The organism is Sphingobacterium sp. UBA3519 (genome assembly GCF_002377215.1).
GTDB lineage: Bacteria > Bacteroidota > Bacteroidia > Sphingobacteriales > Sphingobacteriaceae > Sphingobacterium > Sphingobacterium multivorum.
On the sequence record NZ_DFPI01000024.1, the window covers coordinates 72,860 to 93,286 of the forward strand.

Consider the following 20,427-nt stretch of genomic DNA (forward strand, 5'->3'; position numbering starts at 1 on the left):
TATTTTATGAAACAGATATTTAGCAATAAAATATTAAATTCTACTTGATATCTCTCAAATTAGACCCCTCTATATCTATATTTTCTTTTCCTAAAAAGCATTCATCGAGTATCCTGATTTCATTATTTGGGGCATAATAGCTTTCATAAAACTGCACCCCCCGGGTTTGTAATTGATTATAAAACTGAGAATCACTCAATAACTTGTTGATATAAAAAGCAAATTGATTAGGGTCATCCGCAATTAAACAACCATTTGAAACTTTGTTGACTAGGCCATCAACACCTCGTCTATTCGTCACAACGGGTAGACCGTAACCAAGCGATTCCAACACTTTTATTTTAATTCCTGTCCCAGATAGCATTGGACAAATAGTAATCTTGCTAGTATTATATATATCGGATAAATCATCTACCACACCCACTTTCTCGATTCGACTGTTATTCTCGATTTTATCACAAATCTTACCTACAACTGTCAATGAAAAACGTTCATTAACCAAAGGTAGAACTTCTTGAATAAACCACTCAATACTTCTTTGGTTATGGCCATTATCACTAGCAACATATAGAATTTCATGATCTATCCTATTTTCTACTTTCTCTTTTTTGCGAATACTTGATGAAACTGGAAGCAATCTCACTTTATTTGTGAGAAACTGCTCAAAGATATATTGTTCTTCAATTGAATAAGTCCATACCTCATCAGCACAATTAAGAATCTCAAGTTCTTCTTGGAAAACCTGCCCTATCGACTTTCTATCTCCACTCCGCGTTAAATATTGAGATGTAATTAAATCATGTGTATCTATTATGGTACGTTTAGATGGAACTGCCTCAACAAATCTCCCCCATTCAACGTAACTTATCAATGTAATATCAAAATTGCCGCTAAGGTGCTTTCTTATTTGTTTCAAATGGAAAGGCGTTACCTGATCTAATCCTTTTTTTAAGAATAATCTCGAAAGCTTATCCCGAAAGAAATATTTTAGATAATTTCCCTTATTTTCCCTATGCTGTATAAGTATTAAACGAATATTTGGAAATTTCTGCTCAAAAGACATTTTGTCCGCCTGCGCCCAATGATCAAATGAAACAAAAGCTGTTTCTACATAAGAGCTATTTCGTTCAAAATATTCTAGCAATTGTATACATCTCGTGATATTTCCTGCGCGATCATTCATCGGATTAACCGGCATAAAATATAGTACTCGTTTCCTTTTAGACATTGTCATATTTATTTATTACAGCATTAACCAACTCCAACCATCCCCTCGTCATTTTATCAAGATTAAAATCTTTTATAAAAATTTTCCCTTTTATCCCCATTTGTTCACGAAGAAGTGGATTATTTATTAATTGCTCAAGATGAAGCTCCATACCCTCTCGATCGTTCGCCAAAAACCCATTCTCACCGTGCTTTATTAATTCGTTCACACCAGAACATGTAGCAAAACCTATACTAGGTAAACCAACGGACATTGCTTCGGCCAAAGCAAGCCCAAACCCTTCATATTTGCTTGGAAAAATAAAGATATCTGCATCCTTCATCTTTGCGATGGGATCGTCAGTAAATCCGCGAAGGAAAATTCTTTTGGATAGGCCCAGTTCAATAATCTGTAATTTCAATCGCTCAAAGTCATTACCTATACCCCAAAATTCCAAATCCCATGTCGGGTATTTTTCTGCCAAATTAGAGAAAATATCTATAGCTATATGTTGCTGTTTACACGCAGTATCCAAGCGTCCAATATGAATTATCTTAAATCTCGATTTTTCATTACTATGTCGAACCAAATCGGTGTCGCTTACCTCGTCGATAGGATTCGTAATAACACGGCATTCGCCGGCAAAATTATCGGGCAAAAATTTTCTATAACTATCAAAAAGAATTTGGATGCCATCAAGCTTACTAAAACTTGACGTCAATAAATCAACCATATACGATTTCCTTCCGCCCAGAATATTGGAGTAATCATAATCTGGCCGACCGTTCACCGAATCTAAAATTGGTATTGTCAGCGTGTTTCCATAGGTAATTTCCAACAATGAACCAATAGACATTGTAATAATCAAATTTGGCTTAACTAGATCAATGTAACTTTTCCAAGCAGTCGCCCGGTTTCTCAAATTATACTGAAATAGTTTATCCTCCCCTTCCATACGCTTTATTAAACGGCGATTATACCATTTAGCATACTTCTTTTCTATCTTATATTTTATCCAAAGAAAAGCATTTCTGCCTTTATAATTATATAAGGGGATCTCCTCTTTTTGTTCCAGATTTACGTCATATATGTTTGTAACACGTACGCTTTTATCCAAAGTAAACACTGGCTTACCAACTACATTTTCATTAGTGGCTATTTCGACTTCATAACCATTGGCGGATAAAATGTTAGCCAATATCGAGCAGATTTTTTCTGTTCCTCCTATTCCATTTAAAAAATACAAATGTTGTATTAATAGAATCTTCATATATCAATATATTTATTTCTGATATTATTGCGAAGTTTCCTCCTTAATTTAGAAATTGGAATAAACTTAACCCAAAACAATGCATGTTTAAACTGCTGGGCTCTATTCGTTCGATAGCTTTTATAAAAATTATCAAAATTCACATGATTTTCCGTTGTCATGAAATACCTAAATGGAACCGATAATACTTCTATATCTGTTTTGGATAAATATGGCTCGACATATTGTCGCATAAAATTTTGCAATAATCTGAAAAGTACTTCTTTTTCATTCTCATCAAAAGGCATTTTTATGTAACGCAACTCAAACGGTTCATGTTCAATAAACAAAGCTAGTTTGAGTGCTCTCGAGGTAAAAATATCATGTTGATCGTAGAATATTTTTAAAAGTTCCAACCAATTAGGTATCTGGTTTAAGATGCGAGCTGTTTCTTTATTGATGCGTACATGATTTTGATTCTCGTGTTGTCTATAAAAATATTTTGCATTCGGATTGAATCCTATTTTATCAGTCATTAAAAAAAGGCAATGTGAAAACAAACCGTCCTCACAAGGTTGGATTCCCACGGGAAAGCGAATATCAGGATAGCTGTCCAATAATGACTTTTTTATAAACAATCCACAAGTAGGTACAGCAGTCAATCGTTTTGCTCTGTAACAATATATCTCTCCTACAACGACTAGATCAAGATCATCTTGTTTTGCTAATGTATAAGCTCCAGTCAAGAATTCGGAATCAATCGTATCATCAGAATCCAAAAAATAGACATACTCTCCTCGCGCATGACTCAGACCATTGTTTCTCGCAACGGAAACACCAGCATTGTCCTGATCAAAAAAGTAAATTCTCGGATCTAAGGATGCATATTTTTGGCATATTGCTGCAGAAGAATCTAGACTACCATCATTGACAAGAATAATTTCAAAATCCTGCAATTCTTGATTAAGCACACTTTGAATTGTCTCATCTAAATATTTTTCGACATTGTATACCGGAATCACTACCGACACAGCAACGCGAAAAGTCCCCTTCGTACTACCATTTTTTTCCATCATTGACATTCAATATACAAAAATAGCAAGACGAATTATATATCAAATACCGAAATCATTTTAAAGATTTTTCGATCCTATCTTTGTTTAACGTAAATTCCCGGTATCGGAATTCCCCTGATTTATTCCCGATCATTGCCCCCATTTTGATTAAAGATTCATTGCTGCCCATTGGAAAAATAGAACTTCGATAGGCATTATTTTTTAATAAGGGCTTCGGGAATACTTTGAAATTTAATCCATCTTTCGAATAAGCCACATATAATAACTCTGCCGTGTATCTTTTCACTTCACCAACAGCAATACATAAAAAGTAATAACCGTCAGCATATGTTGCCTGAATATGCCATGGGGAATTACCATTACCTTCCTTCAGCCAGGGTTTATTAAAGAAATTAACTATTTTGCTGTCGCGAAACCCTGTAAAATTAATCCCATCAGTCGACGTTCTACGAACAACATAAGAGGGGTCTTTACCTTTAAAATTCTTGGGATTAAGATTGAGTTCGATTTCATAACTCAAAAACTCACCCCCATCATGGATAAAAGAGGGAGACAATAAATGGTCATCCTTGGGGGTGAAAGGTGGATTGCTGGTAAAAGCGACGTTCAGATTCGACCACTTTATACCATCTGTAGATGTTTGTTGTACAATAGTGCGATGTGCATTTTGTTTCAGTCGATCAAAATTGGTATTACTTAACACACATTTGCCTTTCAAAGATTGAGCCGTGATAAAACTACCCCTATAATAAAGATAAAACTGATTATTTAAATAGATCCAATCGACATCAGACCAAAATCCCTGAATCGGGTCAACCTTGTTTTCTCCGAAACTTTCTGTCGGAAAGGGTGCATTGATAATTGGATTGTTCAAGCCCGGCGGATTTACCCAATCAAGGCCATCATTTGATACAACAACACTTGGATTTTCAAATTTCTTTGAATTCTGGTTAGTTCCAACTGCGCCAAAATAAGGTGTAAAAACCATCCAATATTTGTATCCGTTCAGTTTATTTGGAAAATAAAGAACATCTGGATGACAATAACTGGCATTTATTCCCGAAATATCTATAAAATCAGTGGCATTTTTTAGCCCCTTAAAATTAGCATCAGCAACAGTATGAATATTGACCAAACCTTCATCACTATCAAAAGTAACCGAATCAATGGGATCAACAGTCCAAATAGGAGACTCAACGTCCCCCGCAAAAAAATCCTCCGAACGACTGCAAGCCACTAGGAAAATACTTCCATAAAGAAGCATCAAAAAATTACGAATCATAAGTAAAAATCAAACGGTAGAAACAAAAAAACGCGACTTGGCTAACGATGTTTTTCAATAAATAAAATAAGCTTACGGCAAATAGCTATATAAAACAAGTTATTGTTTTTCGCTGCGAAATTAGCATAATTTTATCAAAGTAAAACAACGATTTTCGCTTTTTAATCAAGACTTTCGCTTTGCCATTCTAAGCATTAAAAAAACACAATGGTTTAGCTTTGACACGATAGTGAACGTATCACTTGAAGTAAAAAACTATTCATAGAGTATATACTTTTCAAAACTTCCTGTATTATTATTTGTATTCATACGCAAGCCTGCTCATTACCCAAACACAATGAACCGGTACAACAAACGTTATTATTTATATTGTATAAGAATCAAAAATTTTAATCATGGACAACAGTAAAAAACTTTATATCATCCGACATGCCAAAGCTGAAACTATTCCGGGCATAAACGATTTTGATCGCGCACTCACATCCGACGGTATACAACACGCCAAACAAGTAGCGGCTAAGCTATCGGCAAAATTGACTTTAGATGAAAACAGTATCGTGATCAGTTCGCCAGCCAATCGCGCACTCCAGACAACACGTATTTTTCTAGATGTCATGGGCTCTTCTTCTTTTGATATCCAAATTGAAGAAACAATTTATGAATGTACGTACAAGCATTTGCTATCCATTATAAATGCTATTCCGGATCATATCAATCATGTACTACTCTTTGGACACAATCCAACGCTGACTGATCTAGTGGAATACCTGACCCGAAAAGCGGCCTATTTACGCACCTCATCCTGCGCAGAGATCAAGCTCGATACCGGTTTCACCTTTCAGATGCTCAGCGGCAATTGTGCCGATCTTGTGCAAATAATTGATTAAAATCCGATCAAAGAACAAACTTATCTTCAGATAAGATCAGCTTATCACTTGCCCACATTTGATTTCAGTGCCCTATCAATCACCAAAGGCACTGAAATCAAATCCAAATCATGTGAATACACCACAAATTTCTCAACCCTGCAGGATCAAATTTTCCCTTAAATTCTTTCAGTCCCTTTGGTTCACGGAAGTAAGGATTACTTTCATAAAGAAAACTGATCAAACGTTCAATTAGCCCTTTCTTCTTGTCAAATCCTGAAAAAGGAGTCAGTCCCCTATTAAAAAAAGAATAACCTTCCTCTTTACAATACGCTAAAAAACGGATAATCAATACAACAGCTTCGTTAATAATTACTTTTTCACTACCTTCGTCCTATGGCGAATCAATTGCAATTTGAAAATTCACCCTACCTTAAACAGCACGCACACAATCCAGTAGATTGGATGCCCTGGGGGCCGGAAGCTTTAAAAAAAGCAAAAGACGAAAATAAACTGATCATCGTAAGCATTGGCTACTCGGCTTGCCATTGGTGCCATGTGATGGAGCGTGAAAGTTTTGAAAACTCAGCCATCGCCCAAACCATGAATACGTTTTTCGTATCGATCAAAATTGACCGCGAAGAACGCCCCGATATTGATCAAGTGTATATGCTTGCGGTGCAACTGATGACCAATGCCGGGGGCTGGCCATTGAATTGTATCTGCCTGCCCGATGGGAGACCTATTTACGGTGGTACCTATTTCAAACCGCACGACTGGCAGAATATCTTATTGCAAATTGCACAAATGTGGGCGGAGAAACCCGAAGTCGCGTTTGACTATGCCGAAAAGCTAAACAATGGCATTCAACGGGCCGAGAAACTCCCCATCCATCCCATCCCCGATCAATACACGATTGAAAATTTAAATGAAATTGTTGCCCCTTGGACCGAGATGTTCGATAAAAAAGAAGGTGGTTATCAAAGAGCGCCCAAATTTCCGCTACCAAACAATTGGTTATTCTTCCTAAAATATGGCGTACTTGCCGACGATCGGGAGATCTTAGATCATGTCCATTTTACATTAAAAAAGATAGCATCTGGTGGTATATATGACCAGATCGGAGGTGGCTTTGCCCGCTATTCGGTGGACCATTATTGGCATATTCCCCACTTCGAAAAAATGCTTTATGACAATGGCCAGCTACTGTCCCTGTATGCCGAAGCTTATCAACAAAGTCGGGATCCATTCTATAAACGGATTATCGAAGAAACGATTACTTGGGCCGAGCGTGAAATGCTTGCTCCAAACCATGGTTTCTATAGCGCTTTAGATGCCGATAGCGAGGGCATTGAAGGGAAATACTATTCCTTCTCCAAAGCTGAATTTGACGAGGTATTGGGCGATGATGCCCCCCTACTCGGGCAATATTTTAACATAACCGAAGTCGGCAACTGGGAGGAGCAGAAAACCAACATTCCTATTTGCGCCATTAATGCAGACCAGTTAGCAACAAAGGTCAATATGTCAGCTGACGAATGGGCAGATTTTCTAAAAATTTCAAAGAAAAAATTATACAACTATCGTGAACAACGGATCCGTCCGGGACTCGACCATAAGCAGCTGACCACCTGGAATGCTTTATTTCTAAAAGGACTAATAGATGCTTATCACAGTCTTGGGAACAGCCATTTTCTCGAACTCGCTTTAAACAATGCCCAGTTTATCTGTACACACCTTATTCAAGACGACCTCCAGTTATTGCACCAACCAAAAGATAACAACAGAGCGATCGCAGGCTTCCTGGATGACTATGCATTCACTATTGAAGCCTTTATAGCCTTATATGAAGCGACATTTGACCTCAATTGGCTCACAAAAGCAAGACAGCTTGCCGATGAGGCCATTGCATTGTTTTACGATGGATCACAAAAAACATTCTACTATACGTCGACAGCGGCGGAGGAACTTATCGCACGGAAAAGCGAAATTTTGGATAACGTAATCCCGTCCTCTTCCTCGACAATGGTTCGCCAATTGAAACGATTAGGTTTACTTTTTGACAATGAAAATTACATCGCCATTACAGACCAATTGCTAGCGAATGTATTCCCGCAAATCAAGACTTATGGTTCGGCCTATTCAAATTGGGCAATATTATTGCTAGAAGAAATATATGGAATCAATGAAATTGCATTGACGGGGGATAAAGCGATGGCTTTCAAAAATGAACTCGGCAAATATTATATTCCTAACAAAATTGTTCTTGGCGGTACGGAAGAAAATCTTCCATTGCTAGAACATAGAGTCGGAAAGGAGACAAAAGCATATCTTTGTAAAAACAAGACCTGCAGTCTACCACAGGATTCAATACAAGCGTTAATAAATTATATTTAATAAACGGTAGCCTCGGCTTCCAAAAATCAAAATCAGATGGCTATAAAAGCAAACGACGTCGTAGCATTGACGTACAGACTTCACACAGTAGAAAACGGTGAAAAAGTTTTCGTTGAAGAAACAACTGCAGAACAACCTTTAGATTTCTTATATGGTGTAGGTATGATGTTACCTAAATTTGAAGAAAACATCGCAGACTTAAACGTTGGTGATAAGATTTCATTTGAATTGGCACCGGATGATGCTTACGGTCAAAAAGACGACAGAGCATTCGCACAATTGCCAGTAGATATGTTCAAAGAAACAGGTTTACCTCCAGTAGGAGAAGTATTGCCTTTACAAGACAATCAAGGAAACCAATTCCGCGCTGTCGTAGCTGAGGTTACTCCAGAAGTAGTTGTTGCTGACTTAAACCACCCAATGGCTGGTAAAACATTAAATTTCGATATTGAAATCTTAACTGTACGTCCTGCTACTGAAGAAGAGTTGTCTCACGGACACTCGCATGGTGTAGACGGTACGCAAGGTCACTAATCCTGACTCAAGATACTAAAAAACAAAGCCGGATGTCAGATGACACCCGGCTTTGTTTTTTGCTTATTTAAAAACCGTATCTTGTTTTTAAACACACGAACGATGCTAACATTTGCGGAAAAAGTAGTTTTATTCAATAAACATCTTCATTATCAGGGAAGTCTTCCCCCAGCATTCAATGTAATTAACCCCTACCTTGACAACCCCGAAACATTGGTCGTGATGGAACAGTTCTACCATAAATATTATAATGATAATCTAACAAGAAAATTCATTATCGGTATCAATCCAAGCAGACACGGTGCAGGAGTAACGGGAGTTCCTTTTACGGATACCAAAAGATTAGCCAGTGCATGTGGCATAGAGATGCTTTCTGCGCATACGCATGAAATATCTTCAGTGTTTATGTACGATATGATTGAAGCCTATGGTGGCCCCGATATTTTCTATAAACAATTTTATATCAATTCACCCTTTCCCCTGGCGATTGTCCGAGAAACGAAACCCAACAATTGGATCAATGCAAACTACTATGATGATAAAACACTTTTCGACATGGTCAGCCCTTTTATGCTTGATTCATTGAAACAACACATCGCTATGGGCTTAGCGACGGAGGAGGTCTTTGTGCTCGGAAAGAAAAATGCAACCTTTCTCGCTAAGATCAACAAAGAAGAAAAGTTGTTTGGAAAAATGACCGTCCTAGACCACCCACGCTATATACAACAATATAAATCCAAAGACAAACTGCACTACATCGATAATTACATCAGCGTGCTGAGCACAGAATAGGTTATCGCACATGTAAACTCTAAACAAAAATTTAGAAAAGCATAAAATAATTTGTATCTATATTCCAAACAAATTGAATATTATAATATACATTTTGAAAATTAAAAGATATATATGCATATATTAACAGAACGAAGTCCGAGTTAATTAACCGATTTGACCATCCGTTTGAGTCACTTCGAATCAATTTCCGCCCTTATTCGTACCAGGAAGCAGATAGATGCATGCCCCGACCATACTGTTACCTCCTCATTTCCGGGTTTCACTCGGACTCACCACGGACTCATGGTGCTTGCAGTATGCTAGCAATCCGACGCTATGACGAATGTTTTCCAAAGAAGATTGGAATGAATTCCAAATCAAACATATCATTCCCTAGCGAATGAAATACGTTTTCATTATGAGTTTAATAATTGGCCTTTGACAACGATTGCCATAATTAAAATCAGAGGCAAAGCCCAATTTTAAATCTATTAAAAACAAACAACTATTTGTTTTTCAGTTATTTAAATACATATATTTACAATATGGCAACGATAGAAAATGGAACTCTGAAAGGCTTAGTTGGGAACGTGGTCTTTCGACAATCGAATGAAAAAACAATTGTCCAGACGAAAGTAGGACGGAAACCAAAACAAACCAAAGGGACAAAAGCCGCCTCCGTAAGCTTTGGAGTGAGCAGTGCGATTGGCGCTTACATACGACGGACGATGGCAGAAGTACACATGGGTTTTTATGATAGCAATATGCACAATCGCTTAGTAACTCAGTTGCAGCGAGTGAACGGCCCTAGCGGACATATATCCAAAGAAAAATCTATACGCAGCAATAAGATAAACCGTTTGGTCAATTTTCAATTCAATGAAAAATGCCATATGCAGGACTTTATGCATTTCGATCCACAGATCCAATTATTGGACAATAAGCAACTTACAATCCAGTTTCCAAAATTTGATAAACAAAAGGACATACGGCAGCCAAAAAATTGCGACCTGCTCATCTTTAACCTCTTTATTGTCATGCTCAACTTTGAGCAGCAACAATATATTCATATCCATAGCCCCCAGATCCCCATCAACCTGCATACGGGACCCAAAATGGTTGAATTAGAACAGCTATCATTTGATGTAAACTATAAAGATGCAAAAACCGTACTTGTTGGTATGAACATCGAATATTATGGATTTCATCGCCATAAACATCTGTTATTAAATAACAAAAGCTTTCATCCAGCTGCAATAGTCGGTGCGTTTATTAATTAAGATGTGCAACTCTCAAAAGCTGATGTTATCACAATGCCTAATAAAATCGATTGGATTTAACAGCATTACTCATGGACGAAAATAGATCGTTTTTTTTCGCAACAGGCCTTTTCTTACCACTAGGTAACAAAATTTCCCTTAGATTCGTACTCTTCCAATTCCCTAAATGTAAGCTTTTTAACCTGTGTAAGCTTTGTATCACTCTGCTTAGCAATGAATCTGTGGCATCGTCATGTAGTTATTTCTTTCGTCATGTATGTTGATCCGTATGATTAACTCTTTCCGATGCTATTATAAAAGAATCATCCGCTACAACTTTGTGGCACGAAGCATTTCTCGCTTCCCTGGTGCTCCGGGAGCCTTTTCTATCGAAAATCCCAATGCTTTCATACTGCGTTTGAGGTTCCCGGTAATCGCATAAGTCACAAAAACACCACCCGGTTTAAGAAACTGTGCAATATGCCCCAAGGCAGCATCATTCCACATCTCAGGCTGATGCACAGCAGCAAAGGCATCAAAATAAACGACGTCAAATAAGCGGTCCGATTGAAAATTCATCAACAAGGTATGATCAATATGAAGTTTTAATTGTTCGTTAATCTGCACGTTTCCCGTCAAAGCCAGCTCGTATGCATTCAAATAACTTGTCCAAACAGTTGGGTGTACCGTCGCATCATAGCCCGTTGCAGCAATAGTAGACAAAGGCAGGGGAAATCCTTCAATTCCGACGTATTCCACCTGAAAAGATTTATCCCTAAGAAAGTCGGCTGTTTGTAGAAAATTCAAACCGGTACCAAAGCCAACCTCCAAGATACCAACGTCGGCGGCTCCTGTCGTTTGTACATAGTGGTCAAGCCCCGTTTTTATAAAAACATGCCTACTTTCCTGTACCGCACCGTGTTTCGAATGATAACATTCTCCTATTTCAGCATTAAACAAAGTTTTCGAACCATCTCCTGTCGTTACAAATTCCATTTTTATACAAATACGTTAAGTTCTAATTTTTACACATGGAGTCCAAACAAAGAAACGACGCCAAAACGAATGGCCTACTCCCTGCCCATGATGCATATCATTGCTACTGTCCAAAGATAAAAAAGCCAATGCCCGTATCAAAATCCTCACGGTTTTAGCAAGCCCGACCATCTTTCAGCGTAGACTAAAGGTGATGTCAACCAATTGACCAGTACATCGACTTCCAAATGAAAAAGCATATCAATACCGAGCGTATAGTAGGCATGGGTACCGCTATAAAAAAAATGCTTTCAATAAAAAAAGTCCAGTCGACAAAAGCGGATTTTTTCAGCAAGGTAAAACAAAAATGAACAAACACGCATAAATTCAGCTCGTTTTAATAGACCTATTCGAGAAAAACAGTATTTTAGCAATCTAAATAAGAAACATTCACAAAACCTAATGAAATATCCAAACCTAACAAGCGCAAGCAATTCAACAGCATTGGATATTCTCCATGTGACCAAATACAAAGACAATATAAGCAGTTCTTCCATGTGAATGAACTCCTTTTGAAATAACTAATCATACACCTATGAAATACGCTACAAAAACTTTTGTGCAGAATTACGGCAGTATCTTACTTCTACTCCTTGGGATCAGTATTGGAAGTTTGATCGGCATCTTCTTTCCGCATATCGTCAACAATCTTAAACCGATCGGTGACATTTTCCTAAACCTCCTCTTTGTCAGCGTCATACCATTGGTGTTTTTTGCCATATCCTCATCTGTTGCGAATATCAATGGCGACAGTGTACTGGGAAGGATCATCGGCATGATGTCGTTCGTATTTGTACTGGGTATTGTCGTCGCCGGACTGTCAAGCATCTGCTTCCTTTACCTCTTTCCAGTAGATGCTCCACTGCCTATTGAACAAACAAACAAGATCATGGAAACAGTTGTTCATGATTCTTGGGGTGAAAAAATGGTCCGCTTTTTAACCGTTAGCGAATTTTCAAGTTTATTATCACGACAAAATATGCTGGCCTTTGTCATCTTTTCATTCCTCGTTGGCATTGCTACACGCAAGTCTGGAACATCTGCAGAGACTTTCCGCAAATTTATAAACGCAGGCAATGTAGTGATGGGAAATCTGCTCGTGATGGTCATGAACCTCGCTCCCATTGGTTTGGGAGCATATTTTGCCTATCAGGTTGGAACATTAGGCCCTCAGCTCTTCGGTTTTTATGCCAAACCTATCGGGCTATATTACTTTTTAGGAATCTTCTATTTTTTCACGGTTTTCAGTTTATTCGCTTTTTTAGCATTCGGGCTTAAGGGGGTCAAACGCTATTGGCAAAACAACATATTACCTTCCTTAACTGCATTGAGCAGCTGCAGCAGCCTTGCTACCATGCCGGCCAACTTACTTGCTGCCAAACAAATTGGAATCCCCGACAGCGTCGCTAGTGTCGTCATTCCCCTAGGCACGACATTGCACAAGCATGGTTCTGCAATCGCCTGTATCTTTAAAATTTATATTGCGCTTTTATTAAGTGGAAAGGAATTTTTTGATCCGTCGAACCTGATTATGGCGGTAGGAATTACCTTATTGGTCAGTATTGTGGCCGGTGGCATTCCTAATGGTGGCTATATCGGAGAAATGCTGATTATATCGGTTTATCAGATGCCAACCGAGGTGATCCCGTCCATTATGATTATCGCAACCCTGGTCGATCCCCTTGCAACAATGCTCAATGCTACTGGAGACACCGTAGCCGCTATGCTCACCAGCAGATTGATCGGGCAAAAACTGGCCGATCCTATTCCCGAAAATCCAGGCTAAAACAAGCTACAAGCGGCAAGCATTTCACAGGACAGGTGATCAACGGAGGCTCTACCAATGCGCAGCGGATCAATATAGATCACACCAATGACTCACGGATCAATATAGGCACACCTACGGCTGGCGGATCAATATGGATCACACCCATTGGCGCGCAGATCAAAAGCGGTACGCAAAAAACAGCTCGCCATATTGATGCCGGTGAAACACCGATTTGAGCTCTTTCGAATTGAAGATATAATTGATACCGTAATTGATCTTGTGGTTCGACCAATTGAAACCAATGCGATGACTAAGCATCCAAGGCTCAATAATGTATAGCTTACCCATGGGATCATTTTGATCTCTCCCGCCCTCTACGGTTGCGCTGTAAAAAATACGGGACATGCTTGGTTGATAGATAAAATACCATTCTTTATCATTGTCTGCTCTTCCTTGTGTCAAATGCCCATGTGTAAGGGTCGATGCCTGATAGGATTTCAGCTTCCCCAACCGAAACGGGGCCGCAATCCCCAGATTGGTATTATTTAGTCCAATAGTCCCTTCACCGATAATTCCCACATCAAATTGCTGGTTTTGACTGCGATATAGTCCTTTTTTATAGGTTGCACTTAAATCAATACCGAAGGAATTTCCAAGCTGCGTATCCCAACCTGTTGCCTCATACATACCAAATAGATGATGGATAAACTTCTGGGCTTCTTCACCGTAGGATTTAGGACCGATCTGCGCCAATTCGGTCTTGAACTCAATGACCTGATCCTGCGGTAAAAATCGCGTTACCCCAGCACTAAAATAAAGGTAACCTGCAAACGGTCTATCGTATTTTTTTTCCTGCCGTCTATAGTCAATAATACTGATACCGTTATAAATACGCTGGCCTATTTCAAAATCCAATAACGTATTTGAAGACTGTTTATCCAGTTTCCCCGGCAACGCAATCCTATAGTTTATATTGATACCGTTTGTATAATAGCGGTCTTGACCGGTCAGGAGATAGACGTCATTGTCATTTTGAACAGCAATTTCCTGATTACGGAATTTCACCTGTCCAAAAACAAAAAAACAGGGAACTATAACAGCCCAAAAGAGGCCTAAAAATCGCAAAGCAATACTCATATTAACAGGAAATTGTAAAATTCATGCGATATCATTAGAACCAAAACAGCAAATTTCACTTCAAATTATTCAAAAGCATTCGAATCTAGCTTATTTTTCCAATTAATTCAAACTATTTAGAATAGATATAAATAATATGGAAAAGTTGCATTATTCCTTTCTTAGCGAATCTATTTGTAATTTTGCATTCGATTAGGTGTCAAATGTAAACAATTTGGGATTTTAGCGCGCATAAAGTTGTCAGGTTTGGGTAATAATCTTTCGAAAAAAACAGAAAGATATCGGACAGATCGGAACAGCCATTAACTGGTAAAAAAACAAACCGAGTGAAACGAGCTCATTGATACGACGAGTTCAGACACTTATAAATAAGTAAATACAAATGAAAAAAAGTTCAATTATTCTAATCGCTATCATTGCTGTCGCAATTGCCATGATACTTGTTATCTATACTGATTCAAGTACGTATTCGACATTTACCGAAGCTAAAGAAAAGAAAACCGAACTATATGTGGTAGGTCAATTGAATAAAGACAAAGCACTTCACTATGATCCCAAAACTGACGCCAACAAATTTTCGTTTTTCATGCGTGACAACGATGGTACAGAATGTGAAGTGATTTTTAGAGGTGCCAAACCTCAAGATATTGAACGTTCAGAGCAGATTGTATTGACAGGAAAAATGGACGGGAATGTGTTTAGGGCAAGTAAGATATTGATGAAATGTCCGTCGAAATATAACGATAAATCGGTCGTCACCGAGATCAATGCTACTGCTTTCAATAATTAATTCGTAAAATCAATTTTCAATGGACGTTAATTACGTTGGTGAGCACCTGCTGCCAGGGCAGATCGGACAATTTTTCATTGTACTTTCTTTTGGTGCTGCACTTCTATCTTGTATCAGTTACTTTTTTGCAACAAAATACCCTGAAGAGCATTCATGGAAAAAAATTGCACGTATTGCCTTCTGGGTTAATTCAGCCTCCGTCGTAGCGATTGGTGCAACTTTATTTTATATTATATACAATCACCTTTTTGAATATAATTATGCCTGGGCGCACTCGTCAAAGACACTCCCTACCTACTACATCATTTCCAGTTTTTGGGAAGGTCAGGAGGGTAGTTTTTGGCTTTGGATGTTCTGGCAAACGGTATTAGGCGCTGTTTTGCTCTTTAAAGCAAAAAGCTGGGAATCGTCTGTTATGACTTTCGTCATGTTATGTCAAGCATTTTTAGCATCCATGATTATTGGTGTGGAAATCTTCGGTCTGCGGATCGGTAGCTCTCCGTTTATCCTATTGCGTGAAGCAATGGATATTCCAATCTTTAGAGAAGCAAATTATCTTTCACTAATCACCGACGGTAATGGTTTGAACCCTTTACTTCAAAATTACTGGATGGTGATTCACCCACCGACACTATTTCTTGGCTTTGCGTCGATGATTGTTCCTTTTGCGTATGCAACAGGTGCTCTTTGGACCAAACGTTACAAAGAATGGATCAATGCAGCACTTCCTTGGGCTTTATTTGCCGTGATGATTTTAGGCGCAGGTATTATCATGGGCTCATTCTGGGCTTACGAAGCACTTAACTTCGGTGGATTCTGGGCATGGGATCCGGTAGAAAATGCATCCATTATTCCTTGGTTTACCTTGATTGCTGCTGTTCACGTCATGATTGCTTACAAGAATTCAGGCCACTCCTACTTCACCGCTACTTTTTTGGCGATGATCAGCTTTGTGCTTGTGATCTACGCATCTTACCTGACACGTAGTGGCGTCCTCGGAGAGACTTCGGTACACTCCTTTACCGATCTGGGCATGAGCGGACAATTGATCTTATTCAATGTTGTCTTTTTGGTTATCATGGTGGTCTTTCTTACCGTCAAAAAGAAAGAGATGCCCATCACAGAAAAGGATGAGGATATCTATTCAAGAGAATTCTGGATGTTTATTGGCGCCTTGGTATTGACTGTTGCCTGTGCACAGATCATTGCTTCAACATCAATTCCAGTGTTCAACAAGATCTTTGGCACCAAGGTAGCTCCACCTTTGGATCCAATCCAACATTATAACAAATGGCAATCGGGTTTTGCCGTCATCGTGATGATCTTAACCGGATTTACGCAATTCTTAAAATACAAACGTACCGATAGCCGCAAGTTTTTGGCTTCCACTGTAGCATCCTTGGTTGTGTCTTTAATCCTAACGGCTGCTGTAGTCTATTTTACGAAGACGTATACCAACTTGATCTACATTTTGATCACCTTCGCAAGTATTTTCTGTATTCTGGCAAATATCCGCGTATTGGGTGACGCTGTCAAAGGTAAATGGAAACTGGCTGGTTCTTCGGTAGCCCATATCGGTTTTGGTTTATTACTTATCGGTGCCATGGTGGCCGCGGCAACCAACGAAGTCATCTCTGTCAACAACACGGGTTACATCGCTGTATCGGGATTCGACAAAGTAGAAAAGCCTGGCGACAACTTATTCCTGACCGAGGGTGAACCTGTACAAATGGGTGAATACAAAATTACCTATATCGGCGATAGCATTGTTGCTCCAAATACGTTCTATAAAATCAAATACGAGCGGATCGACGAAGAAACAGGCAAAGTGAAGGAGCATTTTGTGCTGCAACCTTTTGCACAAAACAACGCGAAAATGGGGGGGTTGATTGGTACTCCAGCCACCAAACATTATGTTACGCATGACGTATATACACTGATTACAGCGGCCGCAGCTGAAAGTCAAGCAACACACGCCAAAGTTCCTGCTGAAGATAAAACTGGTTTTGAGGACTACGAGGAGCCGGCAACATATCAGGTAAATATTGGCGATACCTTACGCTACCGCAATGGATATTACGTCATTGAAGGCTTAAACAAAGAGGCCCACCTAGAGAAAATTCCAAAGGGACCCAGTGATGTCATGGTTGGATTGAAAATAAAAGTATTTTCGGCCGACAACAAACAGTATGAGGTACAACCGATTTACTTAATTAAAGACGGTGGTGTTTACGACTTCAACAAGGATGTTACCGAGCAAGGACTTAAATTCAGATTTACGGGAATTAAACCTGACAAGGATAAACTGGAAATCATGGTTTATCAAAAGCCACTTCCAGAAAAGAAATGGGTGGTATTTAAAGCCATTAAATTCCCATACATCAACTTTTTCTGGTGTGGAACAATTGTCATGACCATCGGTTTTATCATGTCCATTGTGAGAAGAAATAAAGAGGAAAAACGAAAAGCACTTAAATAATGAACATTGTGATCTTAGGAAGCGGTAATGCCGCGACGCATTTTGGACAACAGTTTCAAAAAACAGGACAGCATATCGTTCAGATCTACAGTAAAACAAAAGCCAATGCAGACGCATTGGCTTTTGTGCTTCATTGCACAGCAACTGACCTACTGTCTGAACTCGACCTCCATGCCGATCTCTACCTTATTGCTGTTTCGGATCAAGCTATTTTACCGCTGGTAGAAGCGCTACCGAAGGATTTAACAGGTATTGTCGTCCACTGTTCAGGAGCAACCGATCTTGCTGCCCTGGCTGGATTTAAAAACACGGGCGTCATCTATCCACCACAATCGTTATCCAAAAATAAAGCAGTGGATTTCTCGACGGTTCCACTTTGCATTGAAGGTAACACAGATGAAAATAGTGCCGCGCTACTTCAGCTTGCACAGACATTTGCACCGCAGAGTATCTATTGTAACTCACCGCAACGCTTAGCCATTCACCTGGCCTCGGTCATGGTCAATAATTTCTCCAATATCCTCTATCAGATGGCTTATGAGTTACTGGAAGAAAACAACTTATCCTTTGATTTAATCAAACCAATTATCCTGGAGACGGCAGAAAAGGTGCAAAATCATATTCCAATAACAGTTCAGACAGGACCAGCGATCCGACAGGATGTATCGACAATGCAAAAACATTTGCAATTTATTAGCAATAAACCAGATTTACAGCAAATCTATCAACTTTTGTCGCAGGAGATTACTAAAAGAAAATAGTTTGTTAGAAACGGTTATAAACTTATCAAAACTTACTTCCAGGGGGTAAATATATCCATTTACTTCAGGAACTTTAGTACATTTGCTTCGTCCAAAAGCGCATTTTGGAATGCTAATTGAGTAATAAAATAGTCAGTTGGGCTAAACATTAAAATAGCGAATTAAAACTAAACAATCGTATTTTCTATGGAAGTTAGAAAACTCATTCTTTCAATAATGATTGTGATTAATTTAATCATTGTATCATTTGGATTTATATTTACATCAAGCTGGTTTTGGCTGCTTATTATCCCATTTCCGTTGCTATTGATCGCGTTATATCATAGTTTCCAGACCAAACATGCCATTCTGCGCAACTATCCTTTAGTTGGATATTTTCGTTATATCTTCGAATCTATTCGTCCCGAGTTGAGACAATATTTTTGGGAATCGGATATGGATGGACGTCCTTTCAACAGAAGACAACGTTCGATCGTATACCAACGTGCAAAAAATCAACGGGAAACTGTGGCATTTGGTATGCAGACAGATCCACAGGCTGTCGGGAATGAATGGGCTGCGCACTCTGTTTTCCCTTGCCATATCGAAAACCACGATCTGCGTACCACGGTAGGAAATGCAGCCTGTAAGAAACCTTATAGCTTAAGTGTGTTCAACATCTCGGCTATGAGTTATGGTGCGTTGAGTAAAACAGCGATAACGGCACTAAATAAAGGTGCTGCCCTTCAAAACTTTGCACACAATACCGGCGAAGGGGGGATCAGCGATTACCACAACAATGGAGGTGATTTAATCTGGCAGGTCGGTACAGGTTATTTTGGCTGCCGCAATAAGGAGGGAAAATTTGATCCCGAACTTTTCAGAGAAAAATCCAACCGTGAAAACGTGAAGATGGTCGAATTGAAGCTTTCGCAAGGCGCTAAACCTGGTCATGGCGGTATACTTCCGGCGGCAAAAAACACCCCTGAAGTCGCTGCTATCCGTCACGTCATTCCTGGAACAGATGTGATGTCGCCTCCAGCACATAGCGCTTTCTCCTCACCGACTGAAATGATGCACTTCATACAACAGCTGCGCGAGTTATCGGGTGGAAAGCCTATCGGCTTCAAAATTTGTATCGGCGATAAACATGAGTTTATCGACATCTGTCACGCCATGCAAAACACACAGATCTTCCCGGATTTTATCTCCGTAGATGGATCAGAAGGTGGTACGGGAGCTGCTCCACTGGAGTTTACAGATAACCTAGGGATGCCATTATACGATGCATTGGCATTTGTAACGAAAACTTTGATTGCTTTTGGTTTAAAAAAACATGTTAAAGTTATTGTATCAAGCCGTATTGTAACGGGTTTCGATATCTTGAAAGTCATTGCCTTAGGCGCAGATGCATGTTATAGTGCTCGTGGTATGATGTTCGCTTTAGGTTGTATTCAAGCACTTAAATGTAATGAAGACGTTTGTCCGGTTGGAGTTGCCACGCAACAGCCGCATTTATACAAAGGACTCGACGTAAATGATAAATATGTACGCGTAGCTCAGTTCCATCGTAATACATTACGTGCTACAGTCGAAATTATGGAAGCTTGTGGCTTCAAAACACTTGCGGATGTATCGGCAGATAAATTCTATCGTAAGGTAGATGCTATCCGGACATTAAGTTTTCAGGAAATCTATTTCGGAACTGAAGGTAAATTGGTCAATAGCCACACAGATTTCGAAAGCAAACTTTTCGAAGATTAACTGCTAGAAATTCATATAAAAAAGGTCCCCTATGTTGAATACATAGGGGACCTTTTTTATACGCTGATAG

General features: G+C 39.1%; 17 protein-coding genes. 10 read left to right on the forward strand and 7 right to left on the reverse strand.

Annotation, left to right across the window (positions count from 1 at the left end; translation table 11 throughout):
• Nucleotides 1-40 precede the first annotated feature (40 nt).
• Genes B3297_RS12950 through B3297_RS12965 form a run of 4 tightly spaced genes read right to left on the reverse strand, consistent with a single transcriptional unit; the run spans nt 41 to nt 4,814 of the window.
• Entirely contained in the window at nt 41-1,228 is a 1,188-nt protein-coding gene (locus tag B3297_RS12950) for a glycosyltransferase (RefSeq protein ID WP_286727831.1), read from the reverse strand.
• Nucleotides 1,221-2,477: a glycosyltransferase gene (locus B3297_RS12955; RefSeq protein WP_286727832.1), complete on the reverse strand. Its 1,257-nt coding sequence runs from the start codon at nt 2,475-2,477 to the stop codon at nt 1,221-1,223. Before B3297_RS12955 ends, B3297_RS12950 begins: the two co-directional genes overlap by 8 nt.
• Nucleotides 2,474-3,532, reverse strand: coding sequence for a glycosyltransferase family 2 protein (locus tag B3297_RS12960; protein ID WP_286778996.1), 1,059 nt, complete (start codon nt 3,530-3,532; stop codon nt 2,474-2,476). The genes B3297_RS12955 and B3297_RS12960 overlap by 4 nt, the downstream gene beginning before the upstream one ends.
• Nucleotides 3,533-3,584: 52 nt before the next feature.
• Nucleotides 3,585-4,814: a hypothetical protein gene (locus B3297_RS12965; RefSeq protein ID WP_286727834.1), complete on the reverse strand. Its 1,230-nt coding sequence runs from the start codon at nt 4,812-4,814 to the stop codon at nt 3,585-3,587.
• A 395-nt stretch (nt 4,815-5,209) separates the two neighbouring features.
• Here B3297_RS12965 and B3297_RS12970 point away from each other — a divergent pair, with 395 nt between their 5' ends.
• Nucleotides 5,210-5,701: a SixA phosphatase family protein gene (locus tag B3297_RS12970; protein WP_286727835.1), complete on the forward strand. Its 492-nt coding sequence runs from the start codon at nt 5,210-5,212 to the stop codon at nt 5,699-5,701.
• A 97-nt stretch (nt 5,702-5,798) separates the two neighbouring features.
• Here the strand turns inward: B3297_RS12970 and B3297_RS24880 are convergent, their stop codons facing one another.
• On the reverse strand, nt 5,799-6,032 hold the full coding sequence (locus tag B3297_RS24880; protein ID WP_369012069.1) for a phosphatidylglycerol lysyltransferase domain-containing protein: 234 nt from the start codon (nt 6,030-6,032) through the stop codon (nt 5,799-5,801).
• Between the two features lie 44 nt (nt 6,033-6,076).
• Between B3297_RS24880 and B3297_RS12975 the strand changes: the two genes are divergently transcribed.
• From B3297_RS12975 to B3297_RS12990, 4 genes are all read left to right on the forward strand, one after another.
• The gene (locus tag B3297_RS12975; protein ID WP_159333432.1) at nt 6,077-8,077 is read left to right on the forward strand and encodes a thioredoxin domain-containing protein; all 2,001 of its coding nucleotides are present in this window, start codon (nt 6,077-6,079) and stop codon (nt 8,075-8,077) included.
• A 36-nt stretch (nt 8,078-8,113) separates the two neighbouring features.
• Nucleotides 8,114-8,611, forward strand: a complete 498-nt coding sequence (locus B3297_RS12980; RefSeq protein ID WP_046672788.1) for an FKBP-type peptidyl-prolyl cis-trans isomerase — start codon at nt 8,114-8,116, stop codon at nt 8,609-8,611.
• A 102-nt stretch (nt 8,612-8,713) separates the two neighbouring features.
• Nucleotides 8,714-9,403 carry an SMUG2 DNA glycosylase family protein gene (locus tag B3297_RS12985; RefSeq protein ID WP_070560718.1) on the forward strand — a complete coding sequence of 230 codons (690 nt, stop codon included), beginning with the start codon at nt 8,714-8,716 and terminating at the stop codon, nt 9,401-9,403.
• Between the two features lie 527 nt (nt 9,404-9,930).
• Nucleotides 9,931-10,665, forward strand: a complete 735-nt coding sequence (locus B3297_RS12990) for a hypothetical protein (protein WP_070560720.1) — start codon at nt 9,931-9,933, stop codon at nt 10,663-10,665.
• A gap of 309 nt (nt 10,666-10,974) precedes the next feature.
• Here the strand turns inward: B3297_RS12990 and mnmD are convergent, their stop codons facing one another.
• Nucleotides 10,975-11,640: a tRNA (5-methylaminomethyl-2-thiouridine)(34)-methyltransferase MnmD gene (gene mnmD, locus B3297_RS12995; protein ID WP_070560722.1), complete on the reverse strand. Its 666-nt coding sequence runs from the start codon at nt 11,638-11,640 to the stop codon at nt 10,975-10,977.
• Between the two features lie 574 nt (nt 11,641-12,214).
• On the opposite strand from mnmD, the gene B3297_RS13000 reads away from it, so the two are divergent.
• Nucleotides 12,215-13,465, forward strand: a complete 1,251-nt coding sequence (locus tag B3297_RS13000) for a dicarboxylate/amino acid:cation symporter (protein ID WP_286727837.1) — start codon at nt 12,215-12,217, stop codon at nt 13,463-13,465.
• 159 nt (nt 13,466-13,624) lie between these two features.
• On the opposite strand, the gene B3297_RS13005 is transcribed toward B3297_RS13000, so the two are convergent.
• Nucleotides 13,625-14,584 (reverse strand): lipid A deacylase LpxR family protein, encoded by a 960-nt coding sequence (locus B3297_RS13005; RefSeq protein WP_286727838.1) that lies wholly within the window; start codon nt 14,582-14,584, stop codon nt 13,625-13,627.
• A gap of 382 nt (nt 14,585-14,966) precedes the next feature.
• Between B3297_RS13005 and B3297_RS13010 the strand changes: the two genes are divergently transcribed.
• The 4 genes from B3297_RS13010 (at nt 14,967) to B3297_RS13025 (ending at nt 20,357) form a co-directional block, all read left to right on the forward strand.
• A complete protein-coding gene (locus B3297_RS13010) occupies nt 14,967-15,374 on the forward strand; it encodes a cytochrome c maturation protein CcmE (RefSeq protein WP_046672794.1) in 408 nt (135 codons plus the stop codon).
• A gap of 19 nt (nt 15,375-15,393) precedes the next feature.
• Nucleotides 15,394-17,853 (forward strand): heme lyase CcmF/NrfE family subunit, encoded by a 2,460-nt coding sequence (locus B3297_RS13015; protein ID WP_286727839.1) that lies wholly within the window; start codon nt 15,394-15,396, stop codon nt 17,851-17,853.
• Nucleotides 17,853-18,614 (forward strand): Rossmann-like and DUF2520 domain-containing protein, encoded by a 762-nt coding sequence (locus tag B3297_RS13020; protein WP_286727840.1) that lies wholly within the window; start codon nt 17,853-17,855, stop codon nt 18,612-18,614. The genes B3297_RS13015 and B3297_RS13020 overlap by 1 nt, the downstream gene beginning before the upstream one ends.
• Before the next feature lie 186 nt (nt 18,615-18,800).
• Nucleotides 18,801-20,357: an FMN-binding glutamate synthase family protein gene (locus tag B3297_RS13025; RefSeq protein WP_070560733.1), complete on the forward strand. Its 1,557-nt coding sequence runs from the start codon at nt 18,801-18,803 to the stop codon at nt 20,355-20,357.
• Nucleotides 20,358-20,427 lie beyond the last annotated feature (70 nt).

What these genes read in the sequence shown, in the direction of transcription:
- B3297_RS12965 (WP_286727834.1), bottom strand. Translation starts at nt 4,814, where the DNA reads ATGATTCGTAATTTTTTGATGCTTCTTTATGGAAGTATTTTCCTAGTG.
- B3297_RS12990 (WP_070560720.1), top strand. Translation starts at nt 9,931, where the DNA reads ATGGCAACGATAGAAAATGGAACTCTGAAAGGCTTAGTTGGGAACGTG.
- B3297_RS12975 (WP_159333432.1), top strand. Translation starts at nt 6,077, where the DNA reads ATGGCGAATCAATTGCAATTTGAAAATTCACCCTACCTTAAACAGCAC.
- mnmD (WP_070560722.1), bottom strand. Translation starts at nt 11,640, where the DNA reads ATGGAATTTGTAACGACAGGAGATGGTTCGAAAACTTTGTTTAATGCT.
- B3297_RS12960 (WP_286778996.1), bottom strand. Translation starts at nt 3,532, where the DNA reads ATGATGGAAAAAAATGGTAGTACGAAGGGGACTTTTCGCGTTGCTGTG.
- B3297_RS13015 (WP_286727839.1), top strand. Translation starts at nt 15,394, where the DNA reads ATGGACGTTAATTACGTTGGTGAGCACCTGCTGCCAGGGCAGATCGGA.
- B3297_RS12980 (WP_046672788.1), top strand. Translation starts at nt 8,114, where the DNA reads ATGGCTATAAAAGCAAACGACGTCGTAGCATTGACGTACAGACTTCAC.
- B3297_RS12950 (WP_286727831.1), bottom strand. Translation starts at nt 1,228, where the DNA reads ATGTCTAAAAGGAAACGAGTACTATATTTTATGCCGGTTAATCCGATG.
- B3297_RS13005 (WP_286727838.1), bottom strand. Translation starts at nt 14,584, where the DNA reads ATGAGTATTGCTTTGCGATTTTTAGGCCTCTTTTGGGCTGTTATAGTT.
- B3297_RS12985 (WP_070560718.1), top strand. Translation starts at nt 8,714, where the DNA reads ATGCTAACATTTGCGGAAAAAGTAGTTTTATTCAATAAACATCTTCAT.
- B3297_RS12970 (WP_286727835.1), top strand. Translation starts at nt 5,210, where the DNA reads ATGGACAACAGTAAAAAACTTTATATCATCCGACATGCCAAAGCTGAA.
- B3297_RS13000 (WP_286727837.1), top strand. Translation starts at nt 12,215, where the DNA reads ATGAAATACGCTACAAAAACTTTTGTGCAGAATTACGGCAGTATCTTA.
- B3297_RS13020 (WP_286727840.1), top strand. Translation starts at nt 17,853, where the DNA reads ATGAACATTGTGATCTTAGGAAGCGGTAATGCCGCGACGCATTTTGGA.
- B3297_RS13025 (WP_070560733.1), top strand. Translation starts at nt 18,801, where the DNA reads ATGGAAGTTAGAAAACTCATTCTTTCAATAATGATTGTGATTAATTTA.
- B3297_RS12955 (WP_286727832.1), bottom strand. Translation starts at nt 2,477, where the DNA reads ATGAAGATTCTATTAATACAACATTTGTATTTTTTAAATGGAATAGGA.
- B3297_RS13010 (WP_046672794.1), top strand. Translation starts at nt 14,967, where the DNA reads ATGAAAAAAAGTTCAATTATTCTAATCGCTATCATTGCTGTCGCAATT.